The organism is bacterium, from assembly GCA_030652805.1.
In the GTDB taxonomy this organism is placed as follows: Bacteria; JAHJDO01; JAHJDO01; order JAHJDO01; family JAHJDO01; genus JAHJDO01.
Genome location: JAUSPT010000055.1, coordinates 50,760 through 67,785, shown reverse-complemented (window position 1 = coordinate 67,785; position 17,026 = coordinate 50,760). Strand labels below are relative to the sequence as shown.

The window sequence follows — 17,026 nt, the reverse complement described above, 5'->3', positions numbered from 1 at the left end:
AACTTGGAAAGTTATTCACAGAACGGTAGTATCCACAAGGTGAAGAGAAGAAACATAAACAATTTAGGATGTGACTGATAATTTATAGTCCTTAGGAGAGATGGATAGTATGAATTTGCATAAAACTTCTTGCATTACCTTCCTATTATTTTGCATTTAAACCCCAACTTGAGTATAATTAGCTATGTCCTTTTTTAAGCCAAATATTCAGAACAAGCTTATCTTTTCCTTTATGTTAATGGCTCTTGTGCCTATTTTAATCTCAACCTTTGTAGCTACAAGAGTTATATCTGTGCAATTAGAAAAAGATATAAAGAGAAAAACCCATAGTGCAACAGATTTAATTACAGATAAAATAGATAACCTGGAAAATAGAGCTGCTCTAATTGGAGAAATTATACTCAGCAACTTTGTGTTTATGCAAGCATTTAAACAGCAAGATGAAGAGCAGATAATAAAACTTCTGGATATGCTAGAGAAGGAAATGCAAATTGACACAATACTCATTACAAATGAAAAAGGAGAACTCAAGTTCTCTTCCGGGAGTATTTCTCCAAATGTAATGAAACAAGCGGATAAAAAAAGAATGCTTGTGCTTTTGAAAAAGGATAACATAAAAAAATTAATTGCTGGTGTAGGACTAGAAATCAGGGAAAATGAAAAAGTAGTAGGGAAAATAGTGGCAGGCTACACTGTTAAAAAAGAAATCTTTCAGGATATAGAGAAGAAAATGGGGGTTGATATAGACCTGTTTTTTGAGTCATCTCAATATCCAAAAGCTATAAAGGACAGAGGGCGAGTAGTGCTTGGCGCAGAAGAACTTATCAATAAAATATATGCGCAAGGCGCTTCCGAGTATAGAAGGGATATTTATCATAACAAGCTACATTTTTATGGGTTGTGCTCCCCGCTTATGAGCCCGGACAAAAAGGTCTTTGGAGTTGTATTTGTTGGTATACAAAAAACCTATGCATTTCAAACTGCTGTTGGACAGTTTCTTATAATATTAATATTCCTTGGGGTATTATTATCTGCGGTAATAGGAGTTCTGATAGCGCGAAGTATTTCTCATCCTTTGCGCAAGTTTACATGGGGAATAAGAGCTGTGGCCAGAGGAGATCTTGAACATCAGATACAGATAAAGGCAAAAGGAGAAATAAAAGATTTGGCAAATGCTTTTAATGATATGACCCAACAGTTGCGCAGACTCAGGCACCTGGAGGAGGAGCTGCGCAGAAAAGACCGTCTTGCGGCGCTCGGCGAACTTGCTGCTGGAGTGGCTCACGAGATCAGAAATCCTCTGGTTATTATTAAAAACTCTGCGCAAATACTGGGAGACAGATTCCAGGGGCAGAATGATAATAAGGAGCTGACCCAATATATAATTGAAGAGACTGACAGGCTGAATAAGGTGGTAACGTCATTTCTTGATTTTGCACGTCCTCAAAAATCAAACCTTGAAATTAATCAAATTGCACCTATTATAGATAGAACCTTGCAAATGACAAATATTGAAATATCAAAAAACCACATTAAAGTATATAAGAATTTTCAAAAGAATTTACCTCCTGTGATGGTTGATGTAGAACAAATGCATCAGGTATTTCTTAATCTTATTTTAAATGCTATCGGAGCAATGCCTAATGGCGGAAGGCTGGAAATAAAAACTGCTATCAAGAGAGATGCTAACAAGAATATGAAATTAATGGAGATATCATTTAGAGATACAGGATGTGGTATTTCTAAGGATGTAATGGACAAGGTGTTTAATCCTTTCTTTACAACAAAACCTGAGGGTACCGGTTTAGGCTTGGCTATTGCACATAAAATAATTGAGAATCATCATGGAGCTATTAAAGTAGAAAGTCAAGAGGGCAAGGGAAGTATTTTCTCTGTATGTATTCCCATTAATTCTGCATAAGGGGAACAATATGAATAAAGCAAGTGTGTTAATTGTAGATGATGAGCTAAAGATACGCAGAATCTTGCAAATTATGCTTGAAAACGAGAATTACAAAACTGAACAGGCTAAGGACGGAGTGGAAGCCTTGAAAAAAATGGAAACTGTAGATTTTGATCTCATTATTACAGATATGAAGATGCCTAATATGAATGGCATTGAACTGTTAGAACAAATACAGAAAAGAGATAACACAGCGCCGGTAATCATGATGACAGCATATGGTACAATTCAGACTGCTGTAGAAGCAATGAAAAAGGGAGCGTATGATTATATTCTTAAACCATTTGACTTAGAAGAAATGAAGATCACTGTTGATAAGGCATATAGACTTACATTTTTAGAGAGAGAAAATAAATATTTAAAGGAAGAGCTGGAAGTCAAACATTCAGATAAAATAATTGGAAAAACCAGCAGAATGAAGAAGGTGTATAAGTTAATAAAACAAGTTTCCAAGACAAAAGGTGCAGTATTAATATATGGAGAAAGTGGCACAGGAAAAGAACTTATAGCTAGAACAATTCATAACTGTAGTTCTAGAAAAGATGGGCCTTTTATTGTTGCTAATTGCATTTCGCTCTCTGAAAAACTCTTAGAAAGTGAGCTGTTTGGATACGAAAAGCAAGCCTTCTCAGAAGTAGAAGAGAGAAAGATTGGGAGACTTGAGTTAGCTAATAATGGAACACTCTTTCTTAATGAATTAGGAGTTTTGTCTGAACAAGTTCAAGAGAGACTTCTCAGACTGCTTGAAAAAGAGACATTTGAGAGAGATGGAGGAACAAAGACAGTAACAGTAGATGTAAGGATCATTGCTGCAACAAACAGAAATCTACCTGTAGCCATAAAGGAATCTAAATTTAGTAAAGCACTCTACAATAAACTGTCAGATTCTTATATAACCCTACCACCACTGCTTGAAAGAAAGGAAGATATCCCCTTTTTAGTTCAGTATTTTATCCAGAAATTTTCTCAATCTATTGGGGAAAAAATTGATGGCATTTCACATACTGCAATGAATGCGCTCCTAAATTATAGTTGGCCAGGGAATGTGCGCGAGCTCAGAAATATCGTTGAAAGAGCTGTTGTCCTTGAGGGAAGTTCCATAATTGGACAAAAAAATCTGCCGTTTTATATTGCAACTTATGAAGAGGAAACATCCCAGTCAGAAAACAAAACTACATATATTGAAATAAAAAAAGAAGTTGTTGACGACTTTAGGAAAGCGTAGAATATAACCTATGGCTAATATATTAAACATGACCCTTGCACAAATTGCCCGGCTTATAGATGGGAAGGTTGAAGGGGATTCCAGCATGGTTATAACTGGCATTTCCGGTATAAAAGAAGCAAAAAAAGGAGATATAACATTTCTAGCAAATGCCCGTTATTATCCTCTCTTGAGAACTACCAAAGCCTCAGCAATCATTGTTGATAAAAAGACGGATAAAAATGGGAGACCTGTAATACGTACAGATAATCCGTATATCGGATTTGTTAAGATAATGGAATATCTGCAAATAAACAAGGAAATGCCCTTACCAGGGATTCATAAGACTGCTGTTATAGGCAAGAATGCTAAACTGGGAAAGAATATTACCATAGAGGCACATGTTGTTTTAGACAATGATGTACAAATAGGAGACAATACTGTTATTTTCCCTGGAGTCTTCATAGGTAACGGCGCCAGGATAGGCGCTAATACATTAATCTACGCAAATGTAAGTATAAGAGAAAGAGTAATAATAGGCAGCAATGTAATAATCCACAACGGCGCAGTGATTGGAAGCGATGGATTTGGTTTTACGCCAATCAAAGGAGTTTTTAATAAGAAGGTTCCACAGCTTGGCACAGTAATTGTTGAAGATGATGTTGAAATTGGAGCTAATGTTACTATTGATAGAGCTACAGCTGGAAGAACGCGAATTGGCAGGGGGACTAAGATTGATAATCTTGTTCAAATTGCACATAATGTAGACATTGGCGAGCATTGTGTGATTATTGCTCAAGTTGGCATATCAGGATCCGTAACACTAGGAAATAAGGTTACTATTGCAGGGCAAGCCGGACTTGCAGGACATATAAAAATTGGTGATAATGCAATAATAACCGCACAATCCGCAGTGACTAAAGACATCAGTCCTGACATGTGCGTATCCGGTTATCCTGCTATACCGCTCAAAGAAGAGCAAAAGATTAAAGTATATCGCAATCGTCTGCCGGAAATGTATAAAAGCATTCAAGAGCTTTCTCAAAAAGTAAAAGCCTTAGAGAAAAAACTGGGCTAATTGATGGGCCTTAATTTAATTAAAATCCTTCCTGAACATGTTTCCAATAAAATTGCAGCAGGTGAGATTGTCTTAAGGCCTGCATCAGCAGTAAAAGAACTCATAGAAAATTCTATAGATGCCGGAGCAACAAGAATTGTAATAAATATCAAAGCTGGCGGACAAAAATTAATAGAGGTAATTGATAATGGAACAGGAATGGTGTCTGATGATGCTGTACTTGCTTTAGAACGTTTCTCAACAAGTAAGATTAGTAGTGTCAATGATATCTTCAAAATAAATACACTCGGTTTTAGAGGGGAGGCTTTGCCTAGTATAGCCTCGGTTTCAAGATTAGAACTTATAACCAAATCCAAGGATAGCCCTTTTGGTTTTTTAATAAAAACAGTTGGAGGTAAAATAATAAAATCTCACCAGACAGGACGGGCTGATGGAACAACAGTGAGGGTTGAGGATCTGTTTTTTAACACACTTCCCAGACGCAAGTTTCTAAAATCAGAGGCTACAGAGACAGGACATATCGTAAATGTTGTAACATTTGAAGCGCTCGCTAGGCCTGATATATACTTTAGGCTTGTTCATGATAGACGTGAGCTTATTAATATAGGGCCGTCTTATGATCTCTTAAAAAGAATAACCTCCATTTTTGGAGAACAAGTATCAAACAATCTTCTACCAATAGAAGGAGGAAACGACCTTTTAAATATCTATGGATTTATTTCCAAACCAGAGGAAACACGTGCCAATAGAAACAGCCAGCTGATATTCATAAACAAACGATGCGCTCATAATAAATCTATATCTCACAGCATATACGAAGCCTATCACACACTAGTACCAAGAGGCAGATTCCCAGTAGTGTTTATTTTTGTAGATACACCCCCTGCTGCTATTGATGTGAATATCCATCCTACAAAGGATGAAGTAAAATTCTTTAAGGAGAAGATTGTTCATGAATTAATTGAGGAGGCAATAAAACAGGCACTAAGTACACATGATTTAAGCCCTGGATTATTCAACATCCAAACTTCAAAAGCTTCAGAGAAAAATCAGGAGAGCGAAATTAAAGAAGCAATTGGAAAGTATCTTTATAAGCAAAAGACTTGCGAGCAGGAAGAATTTACTAGTTTGTATGAGGTTTTACCAGGTAGCCTCCAAATATTCGATACTTATATAATCACTCAATTTGAGGGAAATCTTGTAATTATCGACCAGCATGCTGCTCATGAACGCATTGTTTATGAGAAATTAACTAAAGATCTCTCTCTTTCCAGGGTAGAATCCCAGGGGCTTTTAATTGCTCTAACTCTTAATCTTAATTACAGGCAGGCAGTGGTATTTGAGAAATATCTGGATTATTTTAAATCCCTTGGTTTTCAGATAGAGCCTTTTGGAAAAAATACTTTCAGCATACGCTCAATACCAGCGATTTTAAAAAACGCTAATATCACACAGGTGATTTCTGATGTTCTGGATGAGCTTATAGAAAGCGAGAAAGTCAAAAAGATAGGAGATTTAACAGAAGAGATAATCAAGTTAATAGCCTGTCATAGTGCCATCAGAGCAGGGGCTAAGCTCAAGGAAGAAGAGATAAAATCCCTTTTGAGACAACTATCCAGTTCAGAAAATAAATATACCTGCCCGCATGGAAGACCTACAATGATCAAGCTGTCAAAGTATGAATTAGAAAAAAAGTTTAAGAGGGCTTAGTCAAGCTTTGGATATTCAAAGCAAAGGCAATGTAGCGCTTCTTCATCTTCTTCTATTTCAGGGAATCTGCCTATTGTTTCAAGGAAATGATTATCTATCTTATCGTCATTTACTTTTGAGACCTCTCCCATAAGAACCTTCCCTCTGCCATTTTCTGCATAGAAAGTGTGATATAGCCTTTGTGGTAAGGTTATACTCTCTCCATGAGTAAGTGTTATTATTTCTCCAGGAGAAAATTGTTTTATAACTCCATCCAAAGAAACCCTAACAGATGCATTCTTGTCTAATTGTTTATCATCAGTGGAATTGTACAGTTTAAGTAAAATATTACCTCCCCCTCTATTTATAATATCTTCCATTTTCTTAGAATGAAAGTGCATTGGGGTTTCCTGGTTCTCTTCAACAATCATTATTTTTTCTGCGTATGGTTTTGTATATTTCGGATTGCTATCGTTCCCATTTCTAAGTGTAAATAAAACGAGTCCAAACTTGCTAAAATTACCTCTTCCAAAATCTGTAATATCCCATCCCATGAGATTATCTCTTATCTCGTCTACTTCATGACCTTTACTTTTCCAATCCTTTGAAGTCCAGAATGCAAAAGGAGGAAGATAAAAATTTCTTTGCTCCAGAAATTCGATAGTATCTTTCAATATCATATTTACTTCTGACCTTTTCATCGCAATTCTCCTTAAAGTAATTTAAGTTTTTACTACACACAATCCATATTGTGCAAATATGTTACCAGATCTTGAAAGCTCTTTCTCTGCAGGAGGAATAACATGCTCCAATGAATAGTGTCTTCCAAGAGCTTTCCATTTATTGATTCCCATTCTATGATACTGAAGCAGCCCAACCTTCTGTATGAAAGCCGTTATACTTTGTGTATTACAGTATAATCCTGAGATTGGGCTCTCTGTCAGCCAATATTACTATCTTTGTAGAGCATTTTATTATCAAACATAAAACTGCGGCTTGTCCACTTTTTATCCGGCTCCTGAGACTTTTCTACCATTCCTTGAAAGCCCGATATCTTTGCATCCATATCATCCAGATAATGAAGTATAACTGCTTCTAATACTTTAGGCTTTTTGGGTGAGCCCCATTCATACTGTCCATGATGACTGAGCAGCATATGTTCGAGCAGCATTTCCAATTCCGCTGGAAACTGGGAAATTTCAGCTATCTTCGACTTTACCATTTGTGTTCCTATCACAATATGGCCAATCAATCTGCCCCTATCCGTATAATCAAAGGCATGCGAATATTCATACTCATATATCTTGCCAATATCGTGTAAAATGGCACCTGTTAGGAGAAGGTCTTTATTAATGTTTTTATAATACTTATCTATTTCCATGCACATACTGGCCACTGACAAAGTATGTTCCAGCAATCCGCCAATATAGTAATTATGCATTTTTACAGATGCTGGTGCCTTTTTGAATAATTCCCTGTATTCCTTAACTGCAAAGACTGCATGCAGCAAATTCTTAAGCCATTTATTTTTGATATTGTTAATTATCTCAGTGAGCTGATTAAACATTAGGTCTATGTCCTTGTCAGTTTTTGGCAGAAAATCATCAATATCTATTTTATCCTGGTCCACTCTTTGAATCTGTTTAATATTTATCTGTAACATATTCTGAAAACTTTCCACTATGCCAATAACCCTTACAAAATCATTATCCCTAAATAGCTGGGACATTTCTTCTGCGTTATCCCAAATCCTTCCCACGATCTCTCCTGATTTATCTACAAGTTCAAATGCAAGATAGGATTTATTGTTTTTTGTTATTCTCATGTGCTTATTTCGCACGACAAATACACTGTCAATCTTATCGTCAATCATGAGTTCAACTGCATACTGCTTAGCCATGTTCTTCAATCCTCCTCACTATTTTTATTAATTCCCTGACTTTCACAGGATCTTTTATTCCTTTTTCTTTTTCCACACCGCTTGCAACATCAATACCATAGGGATTGACTTGGTTTATAGCATCCTTGACATTAGAAGGCGTTATTCCTCCTGCAAGGAACAGAGGTACATCCAGATTTTTAAAGAGCTCAACTACTGTGTTCCAATTGGAAATCTTGCCTGTTCCACCATGTTGAATACCATTATTAGATCTATAAACTGTATCGATAAGAATTACATCAACACCACTATCTATATAAGCCTCTATTCTTGTTCTCATATCTCCGATATTGATATCAATGCCCTGGGAAATGCCCTGTTCTGAAGACGGCAGATGTATGGATTTCCATACCATTACATCCGGGATTTTTGATTTTATCTCTGTCACCAGTTCTGGTTCTTCCTGACTGAGCAGTTGAAATGCATACGGCTTCAATCTATTATATGCAATTTCAATTTCTTTGAATGTAGGTTGCCATAAAAGAACAACAATGGGTATTCTCGCTTTTCTGCATAAACTTTCCGCTTTTTCCCCGTCAACGCTACGTGAAGAAGCAGCAACATTGAGCAAAATCCCTGCATAATCAGCACCTGAGGATGAAACTAGTTCTATATCCTTAAGATTTGTAATGCCGCAAATTTTAATTTTAGGGGTTGTAAACATAGATTTTTATAGCAAATAGTTCTATTCCCTGTCAAGTTATGGTAGAATTAGGATTCGGAATTAAAAAATTTGAGGAGAGATAAAAATGCTTAAAGTCGGAATAGTTGGTATGGGACATATGGGAGAAAGACACATTAATAGCTACAAGAATATAGATAATGTAGAGGTTAATGCAGTTAATGATGTGCGGATTAATGAATTAAAAAAGAAGTTTGATCTTGAAGGGATTAAAACATACGAAAAATTTGAGAATTTACTGAATGACGAATGTATTGATTTTGTTGACATATGCCTGCCCACATTTCTTCACAGGGAATATACAATTAAAGCGCTTGACGCAGGTAAGCATGTAATTTGTGAAAAACCCATGGCTATGAATGTTGAGGAATGTGACGCAATGATTGAAGCCCAGAAAAAAAGCAATAAATTTCTCATGATTGCACAATGCCTCAGATTCTGGCCGGAATATGAAATACTTAAGGATTACGTTTCCCAGAACAAGTTTGGCAGGCTTCTGTCATTATATCTGCTTCGGGCATGCCAAACCCCTTCCTGGTCGTGGAATAATTGGCTGGCACAAGGAAGTAAGAGCGGCGGGGCAATACTGGATTTGCACGTTCATGATGTGGATATGGTGAATTATCTATTAGGTATGCCAGAAGCTGTCTATAGTGTTGGAGCAAATGCAATAGAGGGCGGCGGAATTGATATATTGTCAACACAGTACTTATACGATAAGGATATTGTAGCAACAGTGGATTGCAACTGGGTTGTCGAGGGAGGATTTGGATTCGAGATGAGTTACAGAGCATGTTTTGAAGAAGGCACTATTATTTTCTCTTCCAAGAACAATCCCAAAGTTACAGTATATCCAAAAGGCAAGGATTCATTCGTTCCTGAACTTGGGACAAAAGATGCATACGAAAAAGAGCTATCATATTTTGCAGACTGTATAGAAAAAGACAGAGAGCCTGAAATAGTTACTCCCAAAAGCACTCGAGATACAATAAAAATAGTAACTGCTGAACTAAAATCGATAGAATCTAAAGGAAGAGTTCTGGTTTGAGTTTTTTATACTTGTGATTTTGGTAGAGGTTTTGCGTTTCTGCATTTAGGATAGCCGCTGCATGCTAAGAATTTCTGTCCTCGCCGGTTCATTTTTATCAGCATTTTGTTTCCGCACTTTTCGCAAACCTGATCCGATTCTTCAGGAGGCTTTCTTTCTACAATCTTTCCTTCCTTATCAAGACTCTTTGTGTTCTTGCATTTAGGATATCCGCTGCATGCCAGAAATTGCCCGCCTCTGGATGTTCTTATCAGCATAGAGCTCCCGCATTTCTCGCATTTATATTCTGTCTCCTGCGGCGATACATCTTTTATCAATGGATCATCATTTTCAATAGCTTTTGTTTCTTTGCACTTTGGAAATGAGCTGCATGCATAGAATTTTCTGCCGAATCTCCATCTAATAACCATAGGACTCCCGCACTTTTCACATTTCACATTGGTCTTTTCCGGAGTTTCAGCTTGTGTAAGGTCCTTTTCAAAATGCACATAAAACTGCTTAAGTACATTAAGCCAGTCTTTTTTGCCGTTTTCAATCAGATCCAGAAGTGATTCCATATCTGCGGTAAACTTTATATCAAGGATGTCAGAGAATTTTTCAATTAAAAAATTATTTGTAAGTACTCCGGTATTTGTAGGATGAAAGAATCCTTTTACCTTTATTACGTATTTTCTGTTTTGTATAGTATTAATTGTCGGCGCATAAGTTGAAGGTCTTCCTATTCCTTTCTCATCCAATACGCGTATCAAAGTGCCTTCTGTATATCGGGAAGGCGGTTTTGTGAAATGTTGTTCAGGTAATAGCTTTAGCAGTTTCAATATATCACCTTCTTTTAGCAAAGGGAGTTTTGTCTCGTCTTCTTTAGTGTCATTTCCGTGAATTGCCATATATCCCGGGAATAATACAGTTGAGCCTGAAGCAGTAAAGATATAGTCGCCTGCTTTAATCTCTACTGTTGTGGACTGAATGACTGCAGGCGCCATCTGGCTTGCAACAAATTTATTCCATATAAGCTTGTACAATTTAAACTGATCATCTGTAAGGAATTTTTTTATTGCTTCAGGATTCCTTGAAGCGCTTGTCGGACGAATTGCTTCATGCGCATCTTGCGCTGTCTTTTTGCTTTTATAAAAATTAGGTTTGGGCGGCACATACTGCTCTCCGTATTTATTTTTTATGTAATTTCTTACTGCATTAATAGCTTCCGCTGATATACGCACAGAATCTGTACGCATGTACGTGATCAATCCTGCTGTTCCTTTAGTTGTTTCCACTCCTTCATAGAGTTGCTGTGCAATTCTCATAGTTCTTGTAGATGAAAAATGCAATTTTGAACTTGCCTCCTGCTGAAGCCTGCTTGTTGTGAATGGAGGAGAAGCGGATCTTTCCTGAGTTTTTATATTTGTCTTTGATACGACAAATTCCTCATTTTTAATATCCTCAGATATCTTGTCCGCCTGCGCTTTGTTTGTAACCTTAATCTTAGATAACTTCGCTTTCAAATTTTCGCCGGCAGAAGTCTTAAGATCAGCTATTATTGCCCAATACTCTTCAGGCTTGAATTTTTCAATCTCTCTTTCTCTGTCAATTATAATTCGCACCGTAACAGACTGAACTCTTCCCGCGCTTAAGTTCCTTCCCACTGTTTTCCACAAAACAGGACTAATCTTATACCCTACGACCCTGTCCAGAATTCTTCTTGCCTGCTGAGCATTGACTTTATCCATTTTAATATCTGAGGAATTATTAAAAGCGGTTTTTACCGAAGATTCTGTGATTTCATGAAGAAGGACGCGCAAAACTTTTTTGCCCTTGCATATTGAGTTTTTCAGGTGCCATGATATTGCTTCGCCTTCTCTGTCCGGGTCAGTTGCAAGATAGACTACATCAGATTTCTGCGCTTGCGCAGCCAGTTCCTTCAGAATTTTTTGCTTGCCTTTTATGACAACATACTTGGGATCAAAATCATGCTCGATATCTACGCCGAATTCTTTTGCAGGCAAGTCTATAATATGACCCATGGATGCTTTTACAACAAAATCAGAACCTAAATATCGGTTGATTGTTTTTGCTTTTGCAGGCGATTCAACAATGACAAGTGATTTAGGCATGTTTTATATCCTTATGAACATTTTACCCGGAACTTGCCTTATAATCTTTTTAAGCTCCAAGGTCAAGAGAATCTGCGATAGAGTGCCTATTGAGAATTGCGTCTTATCCATGATCTTATCTATATGAACAGGTTCATCAGACAGAGTATCATATATCTTTTTCTCTTCCGAAGATAGATTCGCTGGCTTTAGAGGTACGCTCTCTCTGGTTTTTTTGCGCATTATTTTGTTCGTATACATTGCTGGATGGAGTTCAGCAAGTATATCCTCGACACTCTGCACCAGTTTTGCACCATGCTTTATTAATCCATTCACTCCCTCTGAATTTTGCGCATTGATTTTTCCCGGCACAGAAAAAATCTCTCTACCTTGTTCTAAAGCAAATCTGGTTGTAATAAGTGAGCCGCTGCGTGAGGAAGCCTCAGTAACAATTACCCCGAGAGAAAGTCCACTAATTATCCTGTTTCTTCTTGGAAAGTTCTCTCTTGATGGAGAGGTTCCCATGCCAAACTCTGAAATCAGAGCTCCCTGTTTCTGAATTTGCTCAGCAAGTTCCCCATTCTCTTTTGGATATACAATGTCAACTCCGCAGCCTAAAACAGCAATGGTCTTACCTCCCGCATTAAGAGCTGCTCTATGAGCAATGGAGTCTATTCCTCTTGCCATTCCACTCACAATTATAAAGCCTCGCGAGGTAAGCTCCATACTTAGCTCTTTTGTGATCTTTTCGCCATAAGGAGAGGCTTTTCTTGTTCCAACTATAGCTATTGACGGAATGAATTCAAAAGGAGAACAGGTTTTAATATAGAGTACTGCTGGTGGAGAATGGATATTCTTTAGATAAAAAGGATACTCATCATCAAGAATTGTAATAATTTTTATTCCTTTCTCTTTAATTAATGCTAGTTCCCGCTCTATATCAACAAACTTTTCCCAGTGTATTATGTTCTCTAAAAGGCTTTTTCTTAGACCGCTGGTTTTCCTTAACTCACTCTCTGATGTTTCTAATATTGCTCCTGGCTCTCCAAGTTTATCTATCAAGTTTCCTATGCCAATTGGACCTAAGCCTGGAATTAGATTTAAAATTAGAAGCGCTGTACGGTTATCCATACTCATACTTTATATAAATTGAATTTAAAATACAAGAGAAACCAAATTATGAATGTTTTAGACTTTCGGTTAGTTCGTTAAACTGATACTTCAAGAATCAACTACATTATTATTTTCTTCTTGAAGCAAGAGAGCATTTTGGACTGGTTATTTTTACCTATAATCCTACATTTGCTCTTTTTTATTTTCTATATGATGTTTTATTGTCTTACCTTTCACAAAATAAATAACGTCCTCAGCAATGTTTGTAGCGTGGTCAGCTATGCGCTCCAAGTGCCTTCCCACCAAAACAAGTTCTACCGCTCTTGTAATCGTCTTAGTGTCCTGCATCATATAAGTTAGGAGTTCTCTAAATACTTGATCATTTAAGATATCTACTTTCTTATCTCTCTTGCATACATCTCTGGCTAACGCCTCATCTTTATTTACTAAGGCATCAATAGAATCTTTTGTCATCTTCTGAGCTAATGTTGCCATACGCGGGATATCTATTAAAGGTTTAAGGAGTGGTTGCTTAATTATCTCATGAGTACGTTCAGCAATATTAACTGCCTGATCACCTATACGTTCAAGGTCATTATTAATCTTCATTGCTGAAGTAATAAACCTCAAATCTACCGCTGCCGGCTGATGAAGCGCCAAAAGCTTAAGACATAGCTCATCTATTTCCATCTCCAACATATCTATTGCTTCATCGGATTTGATAACTTTCTCTGCCAGATCGGCGTCGCGATTTACCAATGCCTTTACTGACAGGACGATAGCTTCCTCAACAAAAGCGCCCATCCTTAATAACTGGTTATTTAATTCCTTCAATTCCTCATCAAAATGTCTCTTCATTTTATACCCCTTTTTTATTAAAACTATCCAAATCTTCCCGTAATGTAATCCTCAGTAACCTTTTTGGAAGGAGCTGTAAACATTTTATCGGTCTTATCAAATTCTATCAATTCTCCAAGCATGAGAAAAGCACAAAAATCGGAGATTCTGGCTGCCTGCTGCATATTGTGGGTTACTATGGCAATGGTATATTTCTTTTTTAACTCTTGAATAAGTTCCTCAATTTTTGCTGTAGCAGTCGGGTCCAATGCGGAACAGGGCTCATCAAAAAGAACTACCTCGGGTTCAACTGCCAATGCGCGGGCAATACATAGGCGCTGCTGTTGACCGCCTGATAAATCCAACGCTGAATCATTCAATCTGTCCTTAACCTCATTCCAGAGAGCTGCGCCTTTCAGGGATTGTTCAACCCTTTGCATGACTTCTTCTCTTCTATTAGTGTACCCGTTGACTTTAAGCCCGTAAGCAACATTTTCAAAGATAGATTTTGGGAAGGGGTTGGATTTTTGAAAAACCATTCCAATTCTTCTTCTTACATCAACCACATCAATCTCTTCCCCGCAAACATTTTCTCCATCAAGTATAATCTCTCCTTTGACTTTTACTCCAAAAATGATATCGTTCATCCTGTTAATAGATCTAATAAGCGTGGATTTACCGCATCCCGACGGACCAATGATAGCAGTAACCTTGTTTTTCTCGATATCAAGGCTTACATTTTTTACTGCTTGGATATCCTGATACCAAACACTTAGATTACGAATGGAAATTTTAATTACCACTTCTTCCTCCTTCTAAATCGATTACGTATAATAATTGCGACTAAATCTATTCCTAAAACCAAAAATATCAAAACTAAAGCTGTGCCGTAAGCAATAGAGATTTGAGCCTCAGGATGTGTGCCTTCGGTCATCAGAGCATAGATATGATAGGGAAGCGCTTGCACTTCGCTAAATATTGAACGAGGTAGTCTCATGCTATAGAATGTTACTGCTGTAAAGAGTATTGGCGCAGTTTCTCCAGCAGCTCTGCCAATACCTAATATTGAACCTGTCAATATTCCTGAGACAGCATTTGGCAATACCACTTTGCGAATAGTCTGCCATTTGGTTGCGCCCAGAGCAAGAGAAGCCTCACGAAAAGATTGCGGAACAACAAATAGCGATTCCTCACTAGCGCGGATAATTGTGGGCAGGATTAATATTCCAAGAGTAAGACCGCCTGATAAAATAGATATACCAAACCCGAAGAATTTAACAAATACCGCTAATCCAAAAAGCTCAAATACCACTGAAGGAACCCCAGCAAGATTATTTATTCCAATACGGATTATTCTTATTAACAGACCCTGTCTTGCGTACTCAGTTAAATATATTGCCGCTGCTACTCCCAAAGGCAAGGCAAAGCAGATTGCGCAAACAACGAGGTAAAATGTGCCTAAAATCGCCGGCAGAATTCCTCCCGCAGTCATTCCCGAACGAGGCATCTGAGTTAAGAATTGCCAATTAACTACTTTAAATCCCCTGACAGCGATAAAATAAATGATAATAAAAAGTGTTAACAGAATAATTACTGTAGCCAATCTTAATATCGCAAAACCTAAAAATTCTCTAATCTTTCTTAGTTTCAACGTAATCTCCTCCTGAATCTCTGAGCTAAAAGGTCAGCAACAATATTAAAAGTTAAGGTCATTAGAAAAAGAACTATAGCAATAGCAAATAAGGCGTGGTAGTGATCGCCTCCCACAACTGTTTCCCCCATCTCAGCAGCAATAGTAGCAGTCATCGTACGTACTGGTCGGAAAAAAGAATGAGGAATAACTGCCGCTCCACCAGCAACCATTAACACGGTCATTGTTTCGCCAATAGCCCTGCCCATGCCCAAAATAACGGCGGTGCTTATTCCTCCTGCGGCGGCAGGAACAGTTACCCTAATAGTCGTCTCCCATTTATTTGCTCCTAAGGCATAAGAGGCTTCTTTAAAACTCTTGGGAACCGCCGAAATTGCATCTTCGGAAATACTGGTTATAGTGGGGATAGCCATAATACCCAAAAGAATGGAGGCCGTAAATGCATTCAAGCCCACAGGCAATCCGAATACCTTCTGTACTAAAGGAGCTACAATTACCATTCCAAAGAAGCCGTAAACCACGGAAGGGATACCAGCAAGGAGTTCTATTATCGGTTTTATAAACGTTTTTATCTTTGGTTGAGCCGCTTCTGAGATGTAAATAGCTGAAGCAATACCCAATGGGACGGCAATAATCAATGCTCCCAAGGTAACCCAGAGAGAACCTAAAAGCAAAGGCAGAATCCCGAAATCAGGGGGTTCGTAGGTAGGATACCATAGTTTCCCTGACAAAAATCTTGCCAGAGAAATTTTCCTAAAAATTGGCAGACCTTCTTTAAATAAAACTATTACTATTCCCAGAAGAAAGAGAATAGAGAGCAGGGAAAACAGGCAAAACAGTCTTCTGATTAGATTTTCCTTCTGCTCTCTTCTCATTTTTAACCTACTTTAAGGAAACAAAACCCTGTTTCTTAACAATTTCCTGTCCATCTTCGCTTAAAACAAAATCCATAAAATCCTTAGCCAATCCCTTTGGCTTGCCGTTCGTGTACATAAACAGCGGACGGGAAATAGGATATGTTCCTTTTTGCACAGTCTCAATTGAAGGTTGAATATCCTCCACAGCCAGCCCTTTAACATTAGAGCTTAAATATCCCATCCCTACATAACCAATAGCGCCTTTCGTTTGTTTAACTGTTGAGACAACAGCCGCGTTTGATGCCTGCAGAAGCGCGTCAGGACGAACACGCTCTTTCTTCAGGGCTAATTTGCTGAAACACTCATAAGTTCCGGACGCAACGTCCCTTGAGATCGCAACTATTTCTTTATTTTCTCCTCCAAGCTGATTCCAGTTAGATACCTTGCCAGTATAGATATCCTTAAGCTGAGTAAGAGAGAGCTTGCTAACTGGATTTGAAATATGCACAATTACCGCGATTCCATCCATAGCAACTATATGAGCAACAGGATCAACTTTTCTGTTTACCGCGTTAGTTAGTTCCTTGCTCTTTATTGGCCGTGAAGAATCAGCAATATCGCATATTCCGTCAATTAAACCAGCAATACCTGTTCCTGAGCCGCCGCCCCTAACTGAAATATCCGCTTTCGGATGTTTTTGCATAAATACTTCAGCGCAATTCTGGGCAATTGGCAGGACAGTAGTTGAGCCCTGAATAACAAGCCGGTCATTGCTTCCTGCGCAGACACCCTGTGTCATTAGTCCCAAAATAGACAGTCCTAACAATCCTTGTAAAATCATTCTTTTCATTTGACTATTCCTCCTTTTGTTTTTT

General features: G+C 37.9%; 16 protein-coding genes. 5 read left to right on the top strand and 11 right to left on the bottom strand.

The genetic code is table 11. From position 1 onward, the window contains the following. Window positions 1-232: 232 nt before the first annotated feature. The 4 genes from Q7J67_06370 to mutL are packed head-to-tail and all read left to right on the top strand — an operon-like array spanning window position 233 to window position 5,955. Window positions 233-1,921 carry an ATP-binding protein gene (locus tag Q7J67_06370; GenBank protein ID MDO9464905.1) on the top strand — a complete coding sequence of 563 codons (1,689 nt, stop codon included), beginning with the start codon at window positions 233-235 and terminating at the stop codon, window positions 1,919-1,921. Between the two features lie 10 nt (window positions 1,922-1,931). Then, the gene (locus tag Q7J67_06365) at window positions 1,932-3,188 is read left to right on the top strand and encodes a sigma-54 dependent transcriptional regulator (protein MDO9464904.1); all 1,257 of its coding nucleotides are present in this window, start codon (window positions 1,932-1,934) and stop codon (window positions 3,186-3,188) included. A 10-nt stretch (window positions 3,189-3,198) separates the two neighbouring features. Further along, window positions 3,199-4,245 (top strand): UDP-3-O-(3-hydroxymyristoyl)glucosamine N-acyltransferase, encoded by a 1,047-nt coding sequence (gene lpxD / locus Q7J67_06360; GenBank protein MDO9464903.1) that lies wholly within the window; start codon window positions 3,199-3,201, stop codon window positions 4,243-4,245. 3 nt (window positions 4,246-4,248) lie between these two features. After that, entirely contained in the window at window positions 4,249-5,955 is a 1,707-nt protein-coding gene (gene mutL / locus Q7J67_06355) for a DNA mismatch repair endonuclease MutL (protein ID MDO9464902.1), read from the top strand. On the opposite strand, the gene Q7J67_06350 is transcribed toward mutL, so the two are convergent. From Q7J67_06350 to Q7J67_06335, 4 genes are all read right to left on the bottom strand, one after another. Further along, entirely contained in the window at window positions 5,952-6,635 is a 684-nt protein-coding gene (locus Q7J67_06350; protein MDO9464901.1) for a D-lyxose/D-mannose family sugar isomerase, read from the bottom strand. The genes mutL and Q7J67_06350 overlap by 4 nt on opposite strands. 21 nt (window positions 6,636-6,656) lie before the next feature. Continuing rightward, the gene (locus Q7J67_06345) at window positions 6,657-6,788 is read right to left on the bottom strand and encodes a hypothetical protein (protein ID MDO9464900.1); all 132 of its coding nucleotides are present in this window, start codon (window positions 6,786-6,788) and stop codon (window positions 6,657-6,659) included. An 86-nt stretch (window positions 6,789-6,874) separates the two neighbouring features. Beyond that, window positions 6,875-7,834: an HD domain-containing protein gene (locus tag Q7J67_06340; GenBank protein ID MDO9464899.1), complete on the bottom strand. Its 960-nt coding sequence runs from the start codon at window positions 7,832-7,834 to the stop codon at window positions 6,875-6,877. Then, complete coding sequence (locus Q7J67_06335) at window positions 7,827-8,537, bottom strand: phosphoribosylanthranilate isomerase (protein MDO9464898.1); 711 nt, start codon at window positions 8,535-8,537, stop codon at window positions 7,827-7,829. The genes Q7J67_06340 and Q7J67_06335 overlap by 8 nt, the downstream gene beginning before the upstream one ends. An 85-nt stretch (window positions 8,538-8,622) precedes the next feature. Here Q7J67_06335 and Q7J67_06330 point away from each other — a divergent pair, with 85 nt between their 5' ends. Then, window positions 8,623-9,603, top strand: coding sequence for a Gfo/Idh/MocA family oxidoreductase (locus tag Q7J67_06330; GenBank protein ID MDO9464897.1), 981 nt, complete (start codon window positions 8,623-8,625; stop codon window positions 9,601-9,603). 5 nt (window positions 9,604-9,608) lie between these two features. Here Q7J67_06330 and topA read toward each other — a convergent pair whose 3' ends face one another. The 7 genes from topA to Q7J67_06295 form a co-directional block, all read right to left on the bottom strand. Continuing rightward, window positions 9,609-11,714, bottom strand: coding sequence for a type I DNA topoisomerase (gene topA, locus Q7J67_06325; GenBank protein MDO9464896.1), 2,106 nt, complete (start codon window positions 11,712-11,714; stop codon window positions 9,609-9,611). Window positions 11,715-11,717: 3 nt separating this feature from the next. Then, on the bottom strand, window positions 11,718-12,824 hold the full coding sequence (dprA, locus tag Q7J67_06320) for a DNA-processing protein DprA (GenBank protein MDO9464895.1): 1,107 nt from the start codon (window positions 12,822-12,824) through the stop codon (window positions 11,718-11,720). Between the two features lie 165 nt (window positions 12,825-12,989). Beyond that, the gene (gene phoU / locus Q7J67_06315; protein MDO9464894.1) at window positions 12,990-13,664 is read right to left on the bottom strand and encodes a phosphate signaling complex protein PhoU; all 675 of its coding nucleotides are present in this window, start codon (window positions 13,662-13,664) and stop codon (window positions 12,990-12,992) included. A 23-nt stretch (window positions 13,665-13,687) separates the two neighbouring features. Next, window positions 13,688-14,446: a phosphate ABC transporter ATP-binding protein PstB gene (gene pstB, locus Q7J67_06310; GenBank protein MDO9464893.1), complete on the bottom strand. Its 759-nt coding sequence runs from the start codon at window positions 14,444-14,446 to the stop codon at window positions 13,688-13,690. Beyond that, window positions 14,440-15,294, bottom strand: coding sequence for a phosphate ABC transporter permease PstA (gene pstA / locus Q7J67_06305; protein ID MDO9464892.1), 855 nt, complete (start codon window positions 15,292-15,294; stop codon window positions 14,440-14,442). The genes pstB and pstA overlap by 7 nt, the downstream gene beginning before the upstream one ends. Next, window positions 15,291-16,169: a phosphate ABC transporter permease subunit PstC gene (pstC, locus tag Q7J67_06300; GenBank protein MDO9464891.1), complete on the bottom strand. Its 879-nt coding sequence runs from the start codon at window positions 16,167-16,169 to the stop codon at window positions 15,291-15,293. Before pstC ends, pstA begins: the two co-directional genes overlap by 4 nt. 7 nt (window positions 16,170-16,176) lie before the next feature. Further along, window positions 16,177-17,001 (bottom strand): phosphate ABC transporter substrate-binding protein, encoded by an 825-nt coding sequence (locus Q7J67_06295; protein ID MDO9464890.1) that lies wholly within the window; start codon window positions 16,999-17,001, stop codon window positions 16,177-16,179. Window positions 17,002-17,026: the final 25 nt, after the last annotated feature.

What these genes read in the sequence shown, in the direction of transcription:
- Q7J67_06350 (MDO9464901.1), bottom strand. Translation starts at nt 6,635, where the DNA reads ATGAAAAGGTCAGAAGTAAATATGATATTGAAAGATACTATCGAATTT.
- Q7J67_06340 (MDO9464899.1), bottom strand. Translation starts at nt 7,834, where the DNA reads ATGGCTAAGCAGTATGCAGTTGAACTCATGATTGACGATAAGATTGAC.
- mutL (MDO9464902.1), top strand. Translation starts at nt 4,249, where the DNA reads ATGGGCCTTAATTTAATTAAAATCCTTCCTGAACATGTTTCCAATAAA.
- lpxD (MDO9464903.1), top strand. Translation starts at nt 3,199, where the DNA reads ATGGCTAATATATTAAACATGACCCTTGCACAAATTGCCCGGCTTATA.
- Q7J67_06335 (MDO9464898.1), bottom strand. Translation starts at nt 8,537, where the DNA reads ATGTTTACAACCCCTAAAATTAAAATTTGCGGCATTACAAATCTTAAG.
- Q7J67_06330 (MDO9464897.1), top strand. Translation starts at nt 8,623, where the DNA reads ATGCTTAAAGTCGGAATAGTTGGTATGGGACATATGGGAGAAAGACAC.
- phoU (MDO9464894.1), bottom strand. Translation starts at nt 13,664, where the DNA reads ATGAAGAGACATTTTGATGAGGAATTGAAGGAATTAAATAACCAGTTA.
- pstC (MDO9464891.1), bottom strand. Translation starts at nt 16,169, where the DNA reads ATGAGAAGAGAGCAGAAGGAAAATCTAATCAGAAGACTGTTTTGCCTG.
- topA (MDO9464896.1), bottom strand. Translation starts at nt 11,714, where the DNA reads ATGCCTAAATCACTTGTCATTGTTGAATCGCCTGCAAAAGCAAAAACA.
- Q7J67_06295 (MDO9464890.1), bottom strand. Translation starts at nt 17,001, where the DNA reads ATGAAAAGAATGATTTTACAAGGATTGTTAGGACTGTCTATTTTGGGA.
- Q7J67_06345 (MDO9464900.1), bottom strand. Translation starts at nt 6,788, where the DNA reads ATGGGAATCAATAAATGGAAAGCTCTTGGAAGACACTATTCATTGGAG.
- dprA (MDO9464895.1), bottom strand. Translation starts at nt 12,824, where the DNA reads ATGGATAACCGTACAGCGCTTCTAATTTTAAATCTAATTCCAGGCTTA.
- Q7J67_06370 (MDO9464905.1), top strand. Translation starts at nt 233, where the DNA reads ATGTTAATGGCTCTTGTGCCTATTTTAATCTCAACCTTTGTAGCTACA.
- Q7J67_06365 (MDO9464904.1), top strand. Translation starts at nt 1,932, where the DNA reads ATGAATAAAGCAAGTGTGTTAATTGTAGATGATGAGCTAAAGATACGC.